We start from the raw sequence: 17,785 nt of genomic DNA on the forward strand, positions 1-17,785 counted from the left end.
GTTCGCCTCACGGTGTCGTGCCACGGAGTGGCTAACTTGTTCTTGCAATTTGCGTGCGCGTAATCATGCTTCAACGTAAGGACAAACCTATTATCACTGGTCGTAACTGTGAAATCAGTCCCTGCCGTAAGGGTCTGATTGGTGGTTTGATCCACCAGCTTCAACGTATCCGAGATTAAATTGGCAACGGTATGCGTCGCGTTGTTACTGGTCAACTTGTCCGTCAACTCAAGGTCAGACAACGGCTGATTCGTTGTATTAAGGTCGATGCTGTAGGTAATTTGATGATCAGCTTCTGAACTATCCGTCACGGTCTTATTCACCACTGGTTTGGTATCGATCACCCCAGTATCAGAATCCTTGTGGCCTTTATCATCACTCACTGTGTTTTCAAGTTTTTGGCCATTAGTAGGCTGGTCGACTAAGACATCATAAGTCAAAATCAAAGGCTCACTGATGGCCTTTTTCAACGTGATCACCATTTGCTGGCCGGAATAGTCAACTGTGTAGTCTGTATCTTTGACTAATGGAATTTGCGGGTCAAGGGAAGTGCTTCCCTGCCAGTACCGCCCAGTCGACAATGTAAACTCCCCACTACCATCGGTGATAAACGTTTGACCCGCCCCTAAGGTATCCGTCAACGTCGTATTTTTAGCCAAAGCTTCACTATTTTGGTTGTATTGGACTTTCCATTTGTAATGGTAGGCATCCGCTCCGCTGCCAGCAAAATCTTTTTCGATCCATTTCTTGGGCACATAGTTGATGTGCGCATGATTACTGGCATCTGGCGGAGTGTCTGGCATCTCTTGCCCCTCCCAAGATAATGAAACCTGGTTGGTTACATCTTGTTCATTTTGCGGTTGATCAGGATCGGCAAGCTTGGTTTTGACCGTCACGAGTAGCGGTGAATTCGTATTGGCGTATGCACCAATCAAGTGGATCTGATTATCCTTGACGTTATAATCAGTGCCTTCAACCAAAAAGTTTCCTGTCCCAGTCCAACCCGAAACACTTTGCTTATCCGCGTTAGGATTGGCAGTGGCCGTTTGGATTTCAACTCCTGCCAAATTCAACGTTGCCGGTAAATTCTCGGTGATCACAACATCTTTCATCGTCAGTGACATATTATTGATGCCTAATTGCCAATCAACTTCATCACTCGTCCCGACTTGCTTCCCGCCGGCTTTGGCGATATCGACTCGATTGTTGGGGATAACGGTGATCGGTACTATGGAGGTTTGATCTTTCACCAGCGGCACTAAAATATCTTGATGCCCAAGTGAATCAAAATTTAAGTGCTCACTGGACACTTCAAAATGCCCTTTCACCCCTGACATCTTGACGTTCTCATTAAACGTAAAAGTCACATGTCCAGCTGGCGTCACCGCCCAACTCCCAAAATTCGTGCCATTTGCGGCGACCAAATCGCCACCATACCTCTTGGTCAACACACAATTCTTGGGCAAATCAAAGTTAAACGTATCGCCTGCTTGCGCCAGATTATCCGGAATCGACCAATCATAATCTAAGGTCAACTTAGAAGCAGTCGTCACTTGATCTGCTGAAATTTCCTTACCTGATGCGTCGGTAAAAGTCGCTTGCACATGGTCTAAAATGCTGCCCCCAGCAACCACTGTACTCAAATCGCGGCCGCCATCCGCGCCCGCGATTTGTGCAGTGGTCATGCTTGTCACAACGACTTGCGTGACCATGATACCTGCTAATAATGTGACTAACCAACGCCAAAATTTTGCGTGGGTCAACATTTGTAAACTCCTTTAGGCACGGGCTTGACGCTTGCGAATCCCAACAAGGGCAAACGCAATCAACGCACTACCAACTGCCAAGATGGCTAAGATGCCGGCACCACCGGTATGTGGCAAGATGCCACGAGGCATATCTTTGATGTCAGAAGTGGTCCCATCAGCGGTAAAAGTCGTGTCAGCTGCTTTTTCATAACCGGCAGGTGCTTTGGTTTCAATGGCTTGATATTTAGTCGTCGTGTCATCAAAACCATTTAAGCCAAACATGCCATCCTTGTCATCACTAGTAAAAGTCGTGGCTTCACTGTCGGCTTTAACCCAGTTGAAGCGTAAGTTAGCTTTTTCGGTATCAACATACCCTTTTTCTGTCGCTTGGACATTGCCATCAACGTCGATCAGTTGTAAGTATTCGCCAGCTACATTGGTGATTTTGAATTCTGCGCCAGGCAGGTCTTTGTTCGTAACCCCATCAATTTTGTGAAATTTGCGTAAGTAGGTTTCATGCTGAACGTTTTTCGGGTAAACATAGACATTGCCATCGGCGTTGGCAGTGGCTGGCAAACTCAACATAAAGTCTGCAGAAACAGCTTTGTACCCTGTACGTGGCTGGGTTTCGTGGAATACATAAATCGCATTGTGGGCACCACTTTGAATTGGAAGACTGGCCTTAATCTGTCCTTGATCATCAGTCGTACCAGTTTTGATCGCGGTCAACCCGTCGATGCTTGGCGCCTTCGTACTGGAATAGTCATTCGGAGCTTTCCAATAGGTTTCAGTGACGTCATAAACTTCAAACTTAACGCCTGCCAATGGTTCCGCATTAGTGGCCCAATCAGCTATAGCTTGATCTGGGGATTGTGCGGTATCGCGATCACTCTCCGTTTGTTCGTTGGTGAACCCATATTTCGTCAACACCACTGGTTGCGTGGCTGCCGGCGTATCATCGTCGGCATGCGTTGTGTGTTGTTGTCCCAAACCAAAAGCAATAGGCAAAGCGAGCGCTAAGGTCGCGACGACAGCCAAAATTCGTTTCGTCCATTGTTGTTTCATTCCCAAAAATCCTCCCAAAATTTAAGTGACATTTCTACAGCCATGCATCTTATCATGGAAAATACTGGTTGTCACCTTTGCTCACACGACGACAGTTGTAAGCGTTTCGTACTTTTCAAGAGAAAAAACTTAAGAAAATGATCAATATTTTGATGTTATTGAAAGTCAGGCTGGAATTGCTAAAATTTTGGTCTAAACCAATCGACTGGTTTGTTGAGAACGCCTGTGAAAACAAATCAACTCGTTGTCATGATCAGCTTTCGTTTTCTGAAAATCATTTAAAAAATGGACTATACTTTACAAAAATAAACGTTCACGCCAAAATCACGAGTTAAATATTTGTTCCCATAAATCGACTAATCAGAACACAAAAAAATTTTCCTTCGCACTTGATTTTTGACCTCCCCCAGCTTTTCCCCACATAAAAAGCCTGCTTAAAATCAAGCAGACTTTGACGACTAATCGTTATTTTTAAGCCAATTGTCCAACACGGAAATAAATTCATCGTGTTGATCGAGCAAAGCCAAATGCCGAGAGTTGGCAAACAAGTGCCACTTTGCACCAGGAATGTGATCATACACTGATTTGGCAATCAGCGGGGTGCAGAGATCATCGGTACCACTGGTAACTAAAGTTGGCACGTCGATTTTGTGCAGATCATCGGTCACATCAAAATCGGAAATCGTCCCATTTTCGGTGAATTCATTCGGACCTTCTGCAATCAAGCTGGCGCGCTTGCCGTTAGTTGGGCGACGCAATGGTTCTGGTGAATCTTCCGTCGGGTCATCCCAGCAGTAACGCTCCATGTAACGATCATTGGCCGCTAAGTACTTGGGACCTGAGAAGTTGCCAGTGCGTTCAGCTTCAGCGATGGCTTCACGGTCAACGGCTTCAAGATATGAAATCAAGCGATGCTGTTCTTGCGTCCAAAGCTTAATGGAAGCAGGCGACCCATCGATCATCACGGACTTCACGCCGTCATGGGCATATTGGGTGAGATAAAACATTTCCAGCATCCCACCCCAAGATTGGCCGAGCATATGGACTTGATCCAAGTGCAAATACTTGCGCAACGCGATCAACTCTTCGGCCCAAGTTTCTTTGACGTACCACTTCTCATCTTCTGGCAAACTGGATTTCCCGCAGCCGACTTGGTCGTACATGATCAACTGACGACCAGATTGTTCCGCGTAATCATCGATCAATTCAAAATAATTATGCGATGACCCAGGGCCGCCATGGATCAACAACAATGGGGCTAAATCAGGGTTGGGTTCGCCGACAATACGATAGTAGGTTTTGAATTCATGAAACGGCATGTGGCCTTCTTCAATTTTCATTTTCTCAGGTCCTTTTAATGTGATGTTTCCATTGTAGCGCTAGTGACCCTAGGCTTCAATTGCAAGCGCTAAGCTTTCAAACCGCGACCCTTTGGCGGTGAAGCTGACGTGGCGTGCTTCATCGATATTTTCATCTTTAACAATGTGGATCATCAAATACGCATCCGGCATCGCCAAGCCTAAAAATTCTGGCCATTCAACAACCGACACCCCGTCGCCTTCAAAATATTCTTCCAGCCCTAAATCTTCGACCCCGCCATCTTCCAAACGGTAAATATCCATGTGATACAGCGGCAAGCGGCCTTGTTGATACTCGCGGATAATGGTAAAAGTCGGGCTTTTGACTGGCTTGTCGATGCCAAGTCCTGCGGCTAAGCCTTTGGTGAAGCTGGTTTTGCCGGCACCAAGATCGCCATCCAGCAATAACACGTCGCCTGGTTTTAATTGTGGCGCCACTTTTTCTTTGGCCCAAGTTTGTAACACTTGTTCATTTGCGATATCCATGATGTGACTCCTTTTGTACGTTGTGATCGTCTTGATTATACCAAAAAATCCCCGCTCAACGACAAAACAAAAAGCCTTGCGATTCCCAAAATGAGAATCTCAAGGCTTCGATGAATTTGATTAACTTAAAGCTTGGGCTGCGGTGATGATGGCTAACTTGTAAACATCTTCTTCATTGCAACCGCGAGAAAGATCAGCTACAGGGGCGTTCAAGCCTTGTAAGATCGGGCCGATAGCTTCAAAGTTACCGAAGCGTTGGGCGATCTTGTAGCCGATGTTCCCGGCTTGCAAGTCTGGGAAGATGAAGACATTGGCATAGCCGGCCACTTCTGAATCAGGGGCTTTGAGCTTAGCGACTGTTGGCACAAAGGCAGCGTCAAATTGTAATTCACCGTCTAAGGCCAAATCTGGGTTCAGCTTGTGCGCAATGGCAGTGGCTTCAACGACTTTGTCCACTTGTGGGGCTTTCGCTGAGCCTTTAGTGGAGAAGCTGAGCATTGCGACTTTAGGATCGATATCAAAAATCTTGGCAGTGCGGGCAGATTCAACCGCAATTTCGGCTAATTCTTGCGCGTTTGGATCGATGTTGATGGCGTTGTCAGCAAACAAGTAGCGTTCGTCGCGACCGCGTTGCATGATGAAGGCACCGGAAATGCGAGTGGCATCTGGACGCGTCTTCACGATTTGTAAAGCTGGGCGAACCGTGTCGGCCGTTGAGTGCACGGCACCAGATACCATGCCGTCTGCTTTGCCCATGTAAACTAACATGGTGCCAAAGTAGTTGGGATCGCGCACGATTTTTTCAGCTTGTTCAGCAGTGGCCTTGCCATGACGGCGTTCGACAAAAGCGGCAGCCATTTCATCATGAAAGGCGTCTGTTTCTGGGTCGCGCACCGTGACTTTCGAAATGTCGAAGCCTTTTTCAGTGGCAACTTTGCCAATAGCTTCTGGATTGCCCAATAAAATCGGGTGGATCAAGCCACTGGCAGCCAACCGCACTGCCGCGCCAACGATGCGGGGGTCAGTGCCTTCTGGGAACACGATACGTAAATCCTTGCCGGTGATCTTGTTGCTTAAGCTTTCAAATAAATCCAAGATTATGCCCTCCATAGAAAACGTTTTTCTGTGTTAATCATAGCGCATTCATGTTGCTTTGACTAGTGTTAGGTGTACTAGGAAGTTGCCAATTTATTGGTGTTTCGCCCATTTGCGCAAGCGCTTCATTGGTTTTGGAAAATGGCCGGCTCCCAAAAAAGCCGCGGTAAGCGGATAAGGGGCTAGGATGTGGAGATTCGATGATCGCATTTTTACTGCGGTCGATCACTTTGGCTTTGGCGCGTGCCGATGCCCCCCATAAAATAAAGACCACCCCACCGCGATCCGATAAGGCTGCGATCGCCGCGTCAGTCAGTTGTTCCCAGCCGCGGTTTTGATGCGAGTTGGCCCGCCCATCTTGCACCGTGAGCACCGAGTTCAACAATAACACCCCTTGCGTCGCCCAGTCCTTTAAGTATCCATGATTAACTGGCGCGATGCCAAGGTCGGATTGCAATTCTTTATAGATATTTTGTAAAGACGGGGGCAATTGGATCCCCGGGGCCACTGCAAAGGAACACCCGATGGCTTGGTTAGGCCCATGATACGGGTCTTGGCCTAAAATCACCACTTTGGTATTCACAAAGCTCGTCCATTCGAACGCTTGAAAAATGTGGTGCATTTCGGGGTAAATCGTTTTGGTTGCATATTCTGATTTTAAAAATTGATGGAGCTGTGCATATTGTGGGCTCACAAAGACTGGTTCCAGTACGGTTTGCCAGTCATTATGGATAATCGTTTTCATCAACGTCACCTCAGCTTCTATTGTACCGAGAATTCATGGTAAAATGAAGTCAAACAGCCAAGGAGGATTCACACATGATTCGTTTGATCGCATCAGATATGGATGGTACCTTGCTCAATGACAAACTTCAAGTTTCAGAAGGCAACGCCGCGGCCATTCGCCGCGCACAAGCGGCAGGTATCGAGTTTATGGTCGCCACTGGGCGCGGGTTGTCTGAAGCTCAGCCACTGGTGAAAGCCCACGACTTGCACACGGCTTTCATCACCGTTAACGGCGCGCGGGTATTTGACACGCATGGCGATTTAACCGTTGAAGCTGGTATCGCTCCTGAACTTGTGCAAACAATTTTAGCCACCTTACATGACGCCGGGTTATATTTTGAGCTCGTTACCAACTCAGGGGTGTATTCTGATTCTCGGGTACGGCGCATTCAACAAGTGGCCGACGTGCTCGTGCGCTTGAACCCAGACACCAGCTACAAAATTGCGGTGGCTTTGGCTGCGGCGCGACTAGAGTTGATGAATATCAATTACGTCGACGACTACAACGCTTTGGTGCAACAACCTGGCGTGGATGTGTTGAAAGTAATCGCCTTTTCTGAAGCAGGGCAAGCAGCTTTAGCCCCGGCTAAAGACAAATTACTGGCAACTGGTAGCTTAGTGATCACTTCTAGTGCCGTCAATAATATTGAAATCAACTCGATGCAAGCGCAAAAAGGCCTCGCCTTGAAAGCTTACGCTGAGAAAAAAGGCTTTACTTTAGACGAGTGCATGGCCATCGGCGACAACTTAAACGATGAATCGATGATCACCATGGCCAAATATGGCGTGGCAATGGGCAATGCCCTGCCACACATTAAAGATGTCGCTTGGTGGACCACTGCTAAAAACACCGATGACGGTGTCGCCCAAGCCATCGACCGGGCCATTTTATTAAACGAAACGAACGCATAAACAGGAGGCGCGCTCATGCAATATTATATTGATGCCCAATCGCTAAAAGATAGCGGCATGAGCGTCGTCAAAGACAGCAATGCCAAGCCCCTTTACATTCTCACCGGCAGACACGGTATCGCCAATGACGGCTTCACCTTGCACAGTATCGCCGGCGCCGAGCTTGGTGAGATCCGGCAAAAAACTGTCGGCATCTTTCCGCGCTACGACTTGTACGTCGATCGCCAAAAAGTCGGCTCTGTGAAAAAAATGGCTGGTGTGTGGCGCGAATTTATTTTCGTCGCTGGCTTGAATTGGATGATCATCGGGAACTTGTTGGCCAACCAATATCACATTTACCACGGCGTGAAGTCGATCACCACCATTGCCGAAGCAGGCACCGCTTCAAACACGGTGTTCAAGCTCGACATTCCGCGAGAAGAAGATGTGGTCGCCGGCTTGTTGTTGGCGGCGATTTTGGATCACTGGCGGCAAGTGCACAACGCCAACCCGTTGGCGCGACACGATGATGTGAATATCAGTTTTGGCATGTAACTGAAATGAACCAATGGCGTCATCGACTTCAAATCGGTGGCGCCATTTTTGTGAAAACCAGTTGTTGTTTCAAAAGTCGAAATTGATCTGGTAATTCGCCGGCAAGATTTATTATTTTATATTTTTCGGGAAACCACCCCGCCGTTGTCCGAAATCCGATGTAAATCACATTCAAACAGACTTAGGCACAACAAATCCACGAAACTAGGGCTAATTTCGTGGATTTCAATATATGATTACGTATTGCGGGATTTAAGTATCAGGTGCGTGTCTGCGTAGCCTTGGCTTATTGTACCTTAGCCGCTTTGATTGCTAATTGGCTCTGCATTGCTGTTCGCTCACAGGCGTCACCTGCTTCTCATGTCACCATGAGGCGTCACTTCCGAGTATACCTGCGTCCACAAGTTGAGACGCTTCAGTACCGGCACTCTAGTATGGGAGAGCCAGCCATTAGGTTCACACCACCTGACTGCGGATCTCTCTCTCCGGGTTTGCGAGGCGCTTCCCCTCGTTGCGAAGAAACCTGACGACGTAGCCTTAGCCGTCTCTCCACCTTGTTAACGCTATCAAGATACCACCAAAGAATTCGTAAGTCCAGCATTTTATTGTAAAGGTTTTGTATCATGACATTGATATTTTTTTCTAAATAATCGTGTTTATATTGTCTGATGTTATATTGGTACAGAATTTTTTAATTAGTGTCGACAACAAAAAACCGCCATTTCAATTTCCAAAAACGGAGATTTGAAATAGCGGTTCAGACGAAATTTAGATTTCTTTGATCATATGATTATATCGGTGTGATCCGATCATCAATTCACCGTTTTTATGGTAGCCGACGCGCGTGTAGAGCTTTTCTGCCCGCGGATTAGCTTGATCGACGTTTAAGGACAATAAGGATTCCCCACGTTTATGCAGTAATGGTTCGACGCCTTTGAGCAATTCAGTGCCGATACCGTGACCTTGCGCAGATTCTGCGACAGCCAACGTATCAACATACCATTCACCGGTATACGTTTCAGTGTCTGGGAACAATTCTGAAGATTCTGGTAAGCCAACTTTTGGCAGCAATGGTTGGAAGACATCATCGATATGGTCTTCTTTGTCGTGTGGGTAGCCGACGAGGATGCCATCGACTTGGCCATCCGTTTCATGGACAAAAGTTTGCGGCCAGCCATAGCGGTAATCCTCTAATAAGAAAGTTTGTTCAAATACCGGATAAAGTTGGGATTTTGGCAGCTTCATCAAAGCTGGAATCTCCATTTCTTCAAACACAATATCGATCAATGGGACACAAGCTTTGGCATCTTCTGGGGTTGCAGGACGGATCATTTTAAACATACGTCGCCTTGTCGCTTTTTTGACGTGAGGAGGCAACGTTCCTCCAATTCTTGAAACCTCACGCGCGCGCCTCCCATTCTATCACCTTTTGCACCGGAAAAATATTTTCATGGCTTTTCGAGGCTTTTCATTCACACAAATCAGTCAATCCGCGCTATATTAGAGAGGGCCGTTAATATTGCTATAGAAATCGTTCTACGCAAGATGTTGTGCACAATTTCCTAGATAAGCCTACATCTTGTATGTTCCGTTGGGAGCTGTTATCATATTAGCGGTGACACAAATAAAGGGGTGGTATTGGTTGAAAGTAACGTTCAAAGACGTCGCCTTGTCATATGATGGCAAGGTCAACACGCTGGAAGGATTAAATTTCGAAATTCCTGACGGCGCGTTGGTATCGCTTTTGGGACCAAGTGGCGGCGGCAAGTCCACGACGCTGAACATGATCTCAGGGCTACTGGCGCCAACTGCAGGGAAAATTTATTTTGATGACCAAGACGTCACCAAACAATCAGCGCTGGCGCGCAAAGTCGGCATGGTGTTTCAAAACTATGCGTTATATCCGCATTTAAGCGTGTTGGATAACATCGCCTTCCCATTAAAAATGGCCCGGGTGAAAAAAGCCGAACGCTACAAACGCGCCCGCGAGTTAGCCACATTGGTGCATGTCGATGATCAACTCGACAAAAAGCCTGGCGATTTATCTGGCGGTCAACAACAACGTGTCGCCATCGCTCGGGCTTTGGCCAAATCACCATCACTGTTGTTATTGGATGAACCACTGTCCAACTTGGATGCCCGGTTGCGGATCGAAATGCGCGAAGAAATTCGCCGCATTCAATCTGAAACTGGCGTCACCACGATTTTCGTCACGCATGATCAAGACGAAGCGTTGCACATTTCCGATCACATCATGGTGTTAGCCGATGCGCACATTCAACAATTTGCCACGCCACATACCTTGTACGCAAGCCCAGCAAATGAATTTGTCGCCAAATTCATCGGCAGCCCCGTGATCAACATGATCAAAGCCGACACCATGAAAGCAGACCTTGCTGGCGTAGTGCCTGATGAGATCTTGCAAAAGGCGGAAACCATTGGCATTCGCTCCGAAAGCATCGTCTTGCATGACTTAGGGCGCAAAATCGTGGCCACCCTTCATGCCGAAATCGGCGCGGCGCATCAATTTGGCCGCGAAGCTACGGCAACATTGAACTACAATGGCGAAACGCTTTTGTCCACCGAGTTGTCCAGCATGCCAACTGGGACCAAAACCGGCGACTTCAGCATTTTAGCTACCGGATTTTTCTTGTTTGATCATGACGGCAAGCTGATTTTTGGCGGTGAGTCGCATGATGAATGAAAAAGCCACCTGGCGTTCGACGGTTAAAGCCTTGTTTTATCTGTTGCCGATGTTGGTGATCACCATTACCTTTAACATTTGGCCGATTTTGTCCAGTTTCTTGATGAGTTTTTACACCAAGTACGATTACTACACCGACAAAGTGTCTGCGATGGGGTTAGATAACTTCAAATTCTTGTTTTCCGATCCTGATTTTCACTTAGCGGTGCGCAACACCTTGATTTTCGTGGCCGGCGTTGTCCCGATCACGGTGATCTTGTCATTGGTGATCGCCATTTTACTCAATCAGATCAAGTGGTTGTCTGGTTTCTTCCGTACCGTGTACTTTCTGCCGTTCGTCACCTCGACGGTTGCCATTGCCATGGTATGGAATTGGATCTACCATTCTGATTACGGCTTGATGAACTACTTTTTAGGCTTGTTTGGGATCCATGCCATCAATTGGTTGAACGATCCGCATTGGTCACTGTTGGCGTTGATCATTATGACCGTGTGGAAAGACCTTGGATTCAATATTATTTTGTTCTTAGTCGGCCTCAACAATATTGATCCTGGTTATTATCGCGCTGCTGAAATTGACGGCGCGAATGCTTGGCAGCGGTTCTTGAACGTCACCGTTCCGATGATTTCCCCGATCACCTTCTTGGTATCGGTCAATGGGATCATCGGCTCGTTTAAAGTGTTTGACCAGATCTTTGCCTTATTTGGCGGCACCCCAGGACCTGGGAAAGCCGATTTGACCATTGTGTACTACTTGTATCAAAAGTTTTATACCGAATACAAATACCCGATCGCAGCAGCCAGCGGCGTGGTGTTGTTCTTCTTGATTTTGGCGGTCACGCTCGTGCAAATGTGGTACTCCCGCAAGCACGTGCATTATTAGGAGGCACAAGATGAAAAAACTCAGTCGTGTGCTTCTATATTTGATCGTCACCCTAGGCGCGTTGACCATGTTGATGCCATTCTTATGGATGGTGTCCACCGCACTCAAAACCGCGCCTGAAACCATCACCGTGCCGCCGACTTGGATTCCGAGGTCCTTACAATGGGGTAACTTCATCAAAGCGTGGCATGAAGCACCGTTTGCGCGCTACTTCGTCAATTCTTTGGTGGTCACTTCGGTTACGACTATCGGGCAATTGTTTACCAGCATTTTAGCGGCGTTTGCCTTTGCGCGGTTAAAGTTCTTCGGTAAAAACATTATCTTTGTCATTTTCCTCGGGACTATGATGATCCCAGGCGAAATGTTGATCATCCCTAATTTTGTCACCTTGAGTCACCTGCGCTTGATTGATACCTATGGGGCGTTGATCATTCCGTGGCTGGCTAGCTTCTTCACCGTGTTCACCCTCAGGCAAACGTTCCAATCCACGCCTGAGCAGATCTACTACGCCGCGCGCATCGACGGTGCCAGTGATTGGCGGTATCTTTGGCATGTGTTAGTGCCGATGAGCAAATCCACCATCACTGCCGTTACGGTATTGCAAGTCATCGGCTCATGGAATGCCTTCATGTGGCCGCTGATCGTCACCAATTCCGACAAAATGCGCACCTTACCTGTTGGGCTGCAGGCATTCACCACTGACGCTGGGACGCAATACCAGTTGTTAATGGCGGCAAGTACGTTCGTTATTATTCCAATGGTTGTGTTGTATGTCTTCTTACAAAAATATATTATTGCTGGGATCTCTAAAGCAGGGTTGAAAGGATAATCATTCACATGAAAAAGAAATCGTGGGTCAAAGCATTACTCGCCGTTTTCACTGTTAGTTTAGCTGCCGGCTTAACCGCTTGTGGCAACTCTAGTTCATCAACTAAAAGTTCCGGTCCAGTCAAAATCACCTTTTGGCATGGGATGAACGGCCCTTATGCCAAAGCCTTAAACAGTATCATCAAAGACTACAACAAGTCGCAATCCAAGTACAAAGTGGCCGGCACCGCGCAAGGTGATTACACCGCCTTACAACAAAAGATCATGGCAGGCGCCAAGTCTCACAAGCTGCCAACGATTTCTCAAACCACTTACACCACCGTGCCTGATTATGTGAAGAATGGTTTCGTTGAACCTTTTGATAACTACATCAAAAAGTCCGACTTATCTGATATTTATCCCGCCTTCTTAAGCACTTCCAAGTATCAAGGCAAGTACTACTCCATGCCATTCTCCAAGTCTGTGCGGATCATGTACTACAACCCAACACTGTTGAAGAAGTACAACTTATCGGTGCCAACTAGCTGGGAAGAAGTCCAAAAAGACGCCGCTAAAGTCAAAGCTGACGGCTTATACGGCATCAGCTTTGATAAATCCTTTGATATGGAACTTGAAGGCCTCGCCAAGCAAAACGGCAACAAGCTGGTTTCTACTGACTTAACGCCTAACTTGAACTCCAAGAAGACGCTTGAAGCGACTCACTTCATCTGGGACATGGTGCAAAACAAAGAAGCTAAGACTGCCGGCGAAGATATTTACGGCGATCGCACCTTCACCTCTAGCAAAGCCTTGTTCTACGTTGGCTCATCTGCTGGTATTTCCAGCATGAAGCAATACGCACCAAAAGGCTTCACTTGGGAAACCATGGCACTGCCAACTTATAAAGGCAAAAAAGCCACTGAACTTGCCGGCAACGATATCGTGATGTTTAAAGACGCCAGTGCTGCTGAAAAGAAAGGCGGCGCGGACTTCATCAAGTTCTTGCTTTCCAAGAAAGAAACCATCAAGTGGTCTGAAAAAACCGGTTATGTGCCTTTGACTAAGTCCGCCGTTAAAGATTCCGGCTACCAAGCCTTCTTGGACAAGAACCCTGCGGATAAAGCAGCCGTTAACTCCTTGGACTTTGGTTTCCAATCCACCGCCTTCATCGGCTTTTCTGAATATCGGACCAACTTGTTGAGCGCGGTTGATGCCATGCTGACCAAGCACGAAACCCCAGAAAAAGCCATGGGTACTTTGCAAACCCAAACTAAGAAGGTCATCAAAGATAACAACGACAAGTAAACTTCGATCATGTTGAAAGCAGTCTGCGATCCCATATTGCAGGCTGTTTTTGGGTCTAGGCGTTCGCTTTATAAAGTGTTATGCTATTTGGTTAACCAACAAGGAGGCTTAAATCATGACTAGCGTGAGATTTTTAAACGGGTTACACACGATTGGCGGCAATATTGTTGAAATCAGCACACAAACCAGCCGGATCATCACCGATTTTGGCGTGGCAGCGGACCTAACAGGCGAAACCATTGATGAATCTATCGCGTCCGGTAAGCTGCCGAACTTACCAGAATTTTTTCACAACACGCCAGACCAATACAAACACGAAGCGATCGTGATTTCACATTTACACATCGATCACATGGGCGCTTTGCAATATCTCACCAAAGACGTGCCAATTTACATGAGCCAGGATAGCTTGAAGTTGTATGAAACGTTGATCGCTGCTGGGGATGAACAGCCGGTGGCCAACTTGCACGCACTCAAGCCGGAACACCCCTTGGCTGTTGGCGACCTCACCGTCACCGGCTATCTATCCGATCACGATGAACCAGGCATCATGGCGTTAGCAATTTCAGATGGCGATCATCTTTATGTCCATTCTGGCGATGTGCGTTTGAACGGGCCACATCGCGATCGCGTTGACCATTGGGCGCAAACTTTACATGATCAGCATGTCAAAATGCTGTTCTTAGAAGGCACCACCTTCTCTTTTGACAGCGATACCCCGGTTGAAGATAGCCAACATCCTGCCACACCATATACAGAAGCCACTTTGCAAACTGCCTTCGGCCAAGCGCTCGACGCTGCCGATCAACTAGTGGTCCTCAATCCCTACGTCCGCAATTGGGAACGTCTGGCGAACTTTCAAGCAACTGCCCATGCCCATCATCGCCAAATTGCCTGGACAGAACTTTCACAGCAAGTCCTCAACCACGTGGCCCATATCCAGCCGGATCATGTCAACGCCAAAGACCTCAAAGCGCACCCGGAAAAATATGTCTTAGAAAACAGCTTTGAAAACCTCAACGACTTAACCGACTTAACCGTCAGCGTCTATTTACATTCAAACGGCGTGCCGCTTGGCGATTACGATCCCCACTTTCAAGAACTGCTCGACTACTTAAACCAGCACAACATCCCGATTCAATATTTATCTTGCACCGGCCACGCGACCAAAACTGACTTGATCACACTGTGCCAAATGATTGCACCAGAAATTGTGGTCCCATGGCACTCTTTCAAACCAGAGTTAGAAGCAAAAGCACTCGACAAGCAAACCTTGGCAATGGTCTTACAACCTGAAAAAGACTTATTTTATTCTGTCGATGACCCAGAAGATGCCCAAGATTAGACATTTTCGCGAATATATTTACAGAAAGCGTGCGACAAGACGCTTTTTTTGCTTACATTTTTTCTGAAAACGGTGTAGGGTTATAGGGTATGGTAATCACTTGTGCCAGGTATTGCTTATGACACAACCGAATGAGGAGGCAACCATGTTAACCAAGCAGTTTTACCACCAGATGTTCGCCCACTCCTTCAACATCCCAGTCAAAGTTGAATATTGGGACCAAACGGAGCAGACATACGGCAACGGCGACCCTGAAATCACCATCACCTTCCACGAAGAAGTCCCGCTTAAAGCGGTGATGAAGAACGCTTCGTTAGCTTTAGGTGAAGCGTATCAAAAAGGGAACATCGACGTGACGTCTAGCGTCCATCATCGTCCGCTGCAAACCCTTTTGACGGCAGCGTATGAAAGCGCAGGTTCTTTCATGAAGAACCCCGCTTTGCGCAAATTCTTACCTAAACAATCACACTCTGAAAAAAAGTCGCAACAAGATATCCACTCGCATTATGACATCGGCAACGATTTCTACCGCTTGTGGCTGGACAAAACCATGACGTACTCTTGTGCCTACTTCGATGATTGGCATGATGATTTGGAAACCGCCCAACGCAACAAAGTCGAACATATCTTGCGCAAGCTCAACCCGCAGCCTGGGCGTACTTTCTTAGATATCGGTTGCGGTTGGGGCACCTTGATGTTGACGGCTGCCAAAGAATATCACTTGGATGTCGTCGGCATTACGCTTTCTGAAGAACAACTCAAGTTCGTCCAAAATCAGATCAATGAAATGGGTCTGCAAGATCACGCACAAGTGTTGCTTTGCGACTACCGGGAACTCGATCATGAGCCTTTTGATTACGTCACCTCTGTCGGCATGTTCGAACACGTCGGCAAAGAAAACCTCGGCTTGTACTTCAAAGATGTCGCCAAGCTCATGAAGCCAAATGGTTCCGCGTTGATTCACGGCATCACGCGGCAACAAGGTGGCGCCAACAATGCTTGGTTGAACACTTACATCTTCCCAGGTGGCTATGTGCCAGGCTTGACGGAAAACATCGACCACATCATCGCCGCCGACTTGCAGATCTCCGACATGGAACCGCTGCGTCGCCACTATCAACGCACCACGGAACTGTGGCGCAACAATTTCAACAATGTCCGCGAAGATGTGGTGAAGATGATGGGCACAGAATTCACCCGCATGTGGGATCTGTACTTGCAAGCCTGCTCGGCCAGCTTTGAATCTGGCAACATCGATGTGATCCAATACTTGTTGACCAAAGGGCCTTCTGGTACTGGTTTACCGCAAACGCGCGAATATATGTATGACTAATTTTATTACCGCTGGTAGCCTCGCTACTGGCGGTTTTTTGCTATTTAGCGTAATAAAAAATCCGCCTGGCTGAGACAACAGACGGATGTTGAATTAAATTAGGCGTTTCGTCAACCAACGCGCACCGCGGAAGCGAATGACAAAAATCACCCCGCGAATTGCCCATTCTAACGTCATGACCACGGTGATCCCGATCAAACCGTAGCCCAGCCGCACGCCAAACACATAGCCGCCGACTACTCGAAACAGCCACATGGTGAGCAAGCTGACATAAGTGGTGAATTTGCCATCCCCGGCGGCCCGCAACGCTGACGGCAGGACAAACGAGAAGGACCACACCAGAATATGCATCACCGCAAAAATCACGTAAATATGGAAAATATCGCCAACAATGTCCGCAGCTGGGCTGAACAATTGAATCCCGCGATTGAAGCTCAGCATCAAGATCCCATCGACTAAGACAAAGGCGACGATGCCTAACCCGAGAAATGATTTCGTCAGCTTTTTGGCATCATCGATATTGCGCCTGCCGATACACTGGCCGACAATCGGGACTAACGCCACTTCTAACGCTGTCGGAATGATTTCGGATAACTGTGTCCATGAGTTGGCGATCGCGTTGGTGACGATCACGCTGGTCCCTAACCCGACGATCATCATTTGAATAATGATTTTCCCACCATTAAAGAAGAACGACTCAGCAGCAAATGGCACAGCCACGGTCAAAACACGGCGAATCATCTTGAAGTCGACATGACGCAAGGTCTGCATTCTTAACGCAAACAAATCGCGATGCGTCGACAACATCCAAACGGCAAACGCTGCGGCCAACCACCGCGACAGATTCAGCGCGATGATCATCCCGACGATGCCCAGATGTAACCAGGTGATAAACACCAAGTTGAAAATCAAATATAAGCCATTCATGGTACTGGATAAGATCAAAGAGTTCTTCGTGCGCCCGATGCCACGCAAACAGCCATTGGTGCCTTCAACTGTCGCTTCAAAGGGATAGCTGGCTAAAACGCCTAACATATAGATTTTCGCATCGTCCATCACTTTAGGCGCAGCGGCTCCGAACAATAATTGCAGGATCGGCGTATGAAGGATCCCAAAAATCACGGCTAATCCTAAACCAGTGAGAATCGCCCCAAACAATGTCCCATTGACCACTTGGCCCAATATCTTAAGTTGTTTGCCACCGAAATACTGCGCGATGAGTACGGTGCCGCCAAGTCCCACCGCGACAAAAATCTGAATCAGCAACACATTGATTGAGCCGACAATGTTCACCGCCGAAATCGCGGATTGACCAGAACTGGCGATCATCGCGGTGTTTAAGAAGTTGAAACTGATCAAAAAGAATTGGTCCGTAAATTGCAAGAACAAGTTAGCCAGTCGTTGAGGACAATCCCAGAACAGGC

General features: G+C 47.5%; 16 protein-coding genes. 8 read left to right on the top strand and 8 right to left on the bottom strand.

The features are described 5' to 3' along the window. The 6 genes from FD01_RS12530 to FD01_RS12555 form a co-directional block, all read right to left on the bottom strand. On the bottom strand, positions 1-1,766 hold a 1,766-nt coding region (locus FD01_RS12530; protein WP_156647316.1), incomplete at its 3' end, for an Ig-like domain-containing protein. Between the two features lie 12 nt (positions 1,767-1,778). After that, positions 1,779-2,813 carry a pilin N-terminal domain-containing protein gene (locus FD01_RS15850; protein WP_082611903.1) on the bottom strand — a complete coding sequence of 345 codons (1,035 nt, stop codon included), beginning with the start codon at positions 2,811-2,813 and terminating at the stop codon, positions 1,779-1,781. Between the two features lie 458 nt (positions 2,814-3,271). Next, positions 3,272-4,153 carry a proline iminopeptidase gene (pepI, locus tag FD01_RS12540; protein WP_056964624.1) on the bottom strand — a complete coding sequence of 294 codons (882 nt, stop codon included), beginning with the start codon at positions 4,151-4,153 and terminating at the stop codon, positions 3,272-3,274. Positions 4,154-4,201: 48 nt separating this feature from the next. Then, positions 4,202-4,684 (bottom strand): tRNA (adenosine(37)-N6)-threonylcarbamoyltransferase complex ATPase subunit type 1 TsaE, encoded by a 483-nt coding sequence (gene tsaE, locus FD01_RS12545; protein ID WP_404820837.1) that lies wholly within the window; start codon positions 4,682-4,684, stop codon positions 4,202-4,204. Positions 4,685-4,777: 93 nt separating this feature from the next. Then, a complete protein-coding gene (gene pta, locus FD01_RS12550; protein ID WP_056964626.1) occupies positions 4,778-5,752 on the bottom strand; it encodes a phosphate acetyltransferase in 975 nt (324 codons plus the stop codon). A gap of 37 nt (positions 5,753-5,789) precedes the next feature. Further along, positions 5,790-6,497: a uracil-DNA glycosylase gene (locus FD01_RS12555; protein WP_056964628.1), complete on the bottom strand. Its 708-nt coding sequence runs from the start codon at positions 6,495-6,497 to the stop codon at positions 5,790-5,792. Between the two features lie 74 nt (positions 6,498-6,571). On the opposite strand from FD01_RS12555, the gene FD01_RS12560 reads away from it, so the two are divergent. Then, positions 6,572-7,450, top strand: a complete 879-nt coding sequence (locus tag FD01_RS12560; RefSeq protein ID WP_056964630.1) for a Cof-type HAD-IIB family hydrolase — start codon at positions 6,572-6,574, stop codon at positions 7,448-7,450. Positions 7,451-7,465: 15 nt separating this feature from the next. After that, positions 7,466-7,984 (top strand): LURP-one-related/scramblase family protein, encoded by a 519-nt coding sequence (locus FD01_RS12565; protein WP_056964632.1) that lies wholly within the window; start codon positions 7,466-7,468, stop codon positions 7,982-7,984. A gap of 768 nt (positions 7,985-8,752) precedes the next feature. Here FD01_RS12565 and FD01_RS12570 read toward each other — a convergent pair. Further along, positions 8,753-9,316 carry a GNAT family N-acetyltransferase gene (locus tag FD01_RS12570; RefSeq protein WP_054717473.1) on the bottom strand — a complete coding sequence of 188 codons (564 nt, stop codon included), beginning with the start codon at positions 9,314-9,316 and terminating at the stop codon, positions 8,753-8,755. 310 nt (positions 9,317-9,626) lie between these two features. On the opposite strand from FD01_RS12570, the gene FD01_RS12575 reads away from it, so the two are divergent. From FD01_RS12575 to FD01_RS12600, 6 genes are all read left to right on the top strand, one after another. Continuing rightward, positions 9,627-10,688: an ABC transporter ATP-binding protein gene (locus tag FD01_RS12575; RefSeq protein ID WP_056964633.1), complete on the top strand. Its 1,062-nt coding sequence runs from the start codon at positions 9,627-9,629 to the stop codon at positions 10,686-10,688. Then, positions 10,678-11,571: a carbohydrate ABC transporter permease gene (locus tag FD01_RS12580; protein WP_054717455.1), complete on the top strand. Its 894-nt coding sequence runs from the start codon at positions 10,678-10,680 to the stop codon at positions 11,569-11,571. The genes FD01_RS12575 and FD01_RS12580 overlap by 11 nt, the downstream gene beginning before the upstream one ends. Before the next feature lie 10 nt (positions 11,572-11,581). Continuing rightward, positions 11,582-12,400 carry a carbohydrate ABC transporter permease gene (locus FD01_RS12585; protein ID WP_054717457.1) on the top strand — a complete coding sequence of 273 codons (819 nt, stop codon included), beginning with the start codon at positions 11,582-11,584 and terminating at the stop codon, positions 12,398-12,400. A gap of 8 nt (positions 12,401-12,408) precedes the next feature. Beyond that, entirely contained in the window at positions 12,409-13,683 is a 1,275-nt protein-coding gene (locus FD01_RS12590) for an ABC transporter substrate-binding protein (RefSeq protein WP_056964635.1), read from the top strand. Between the two features lie 115 nt (positions 13,684-13,798). Beyond that, positions 13,799-15,028, top strand: a complete 1,230-nt coding sequence (locus FD01_RS12595) for an MBL fold metallo-hydrolase (protein ID WP_054717461.1) — start codon at positions 13,799-13,801, stop codon at positions 15,026-15,028. Positions 15,029-15,173: 145 nt separating this feature from the next. Continuing rightward, positions 15,174-16,361, top strand: coding sequence for an SAM-dependent methyltransferase (locus FD01_RS12600; RefSeq protein WP_054717464.1), 1,188 nt, complete (start codon positions 15,174-15,176; stop codon positions 16,359-16,361). 93 nt (positions 16,362-16,454) lie between these two features. On the opposite strand, the gene FD01_RS12605 is transcribed toward FD01_RS12600, so the two are convergent. Next, positions 16,455-17,785 (bottom strand): MATE family efflux transporter (locus tag FD01_RS12605; RefSeq protein WP_156647317.1); only part of this gene is annotated, 1,331 nt, incomplete at its 5' end.

The organism is Lacticaseibacillus manihotivorans DSM 13343 = JCM 12514 (assembly GCF_001435035.1).
GTDB lineage: Bacteria > Bacillota > Bacilli > Lactobacillales > Lactobacillaceae > Lacticaseibacillus > Lacticaseibacillus manihotivorans.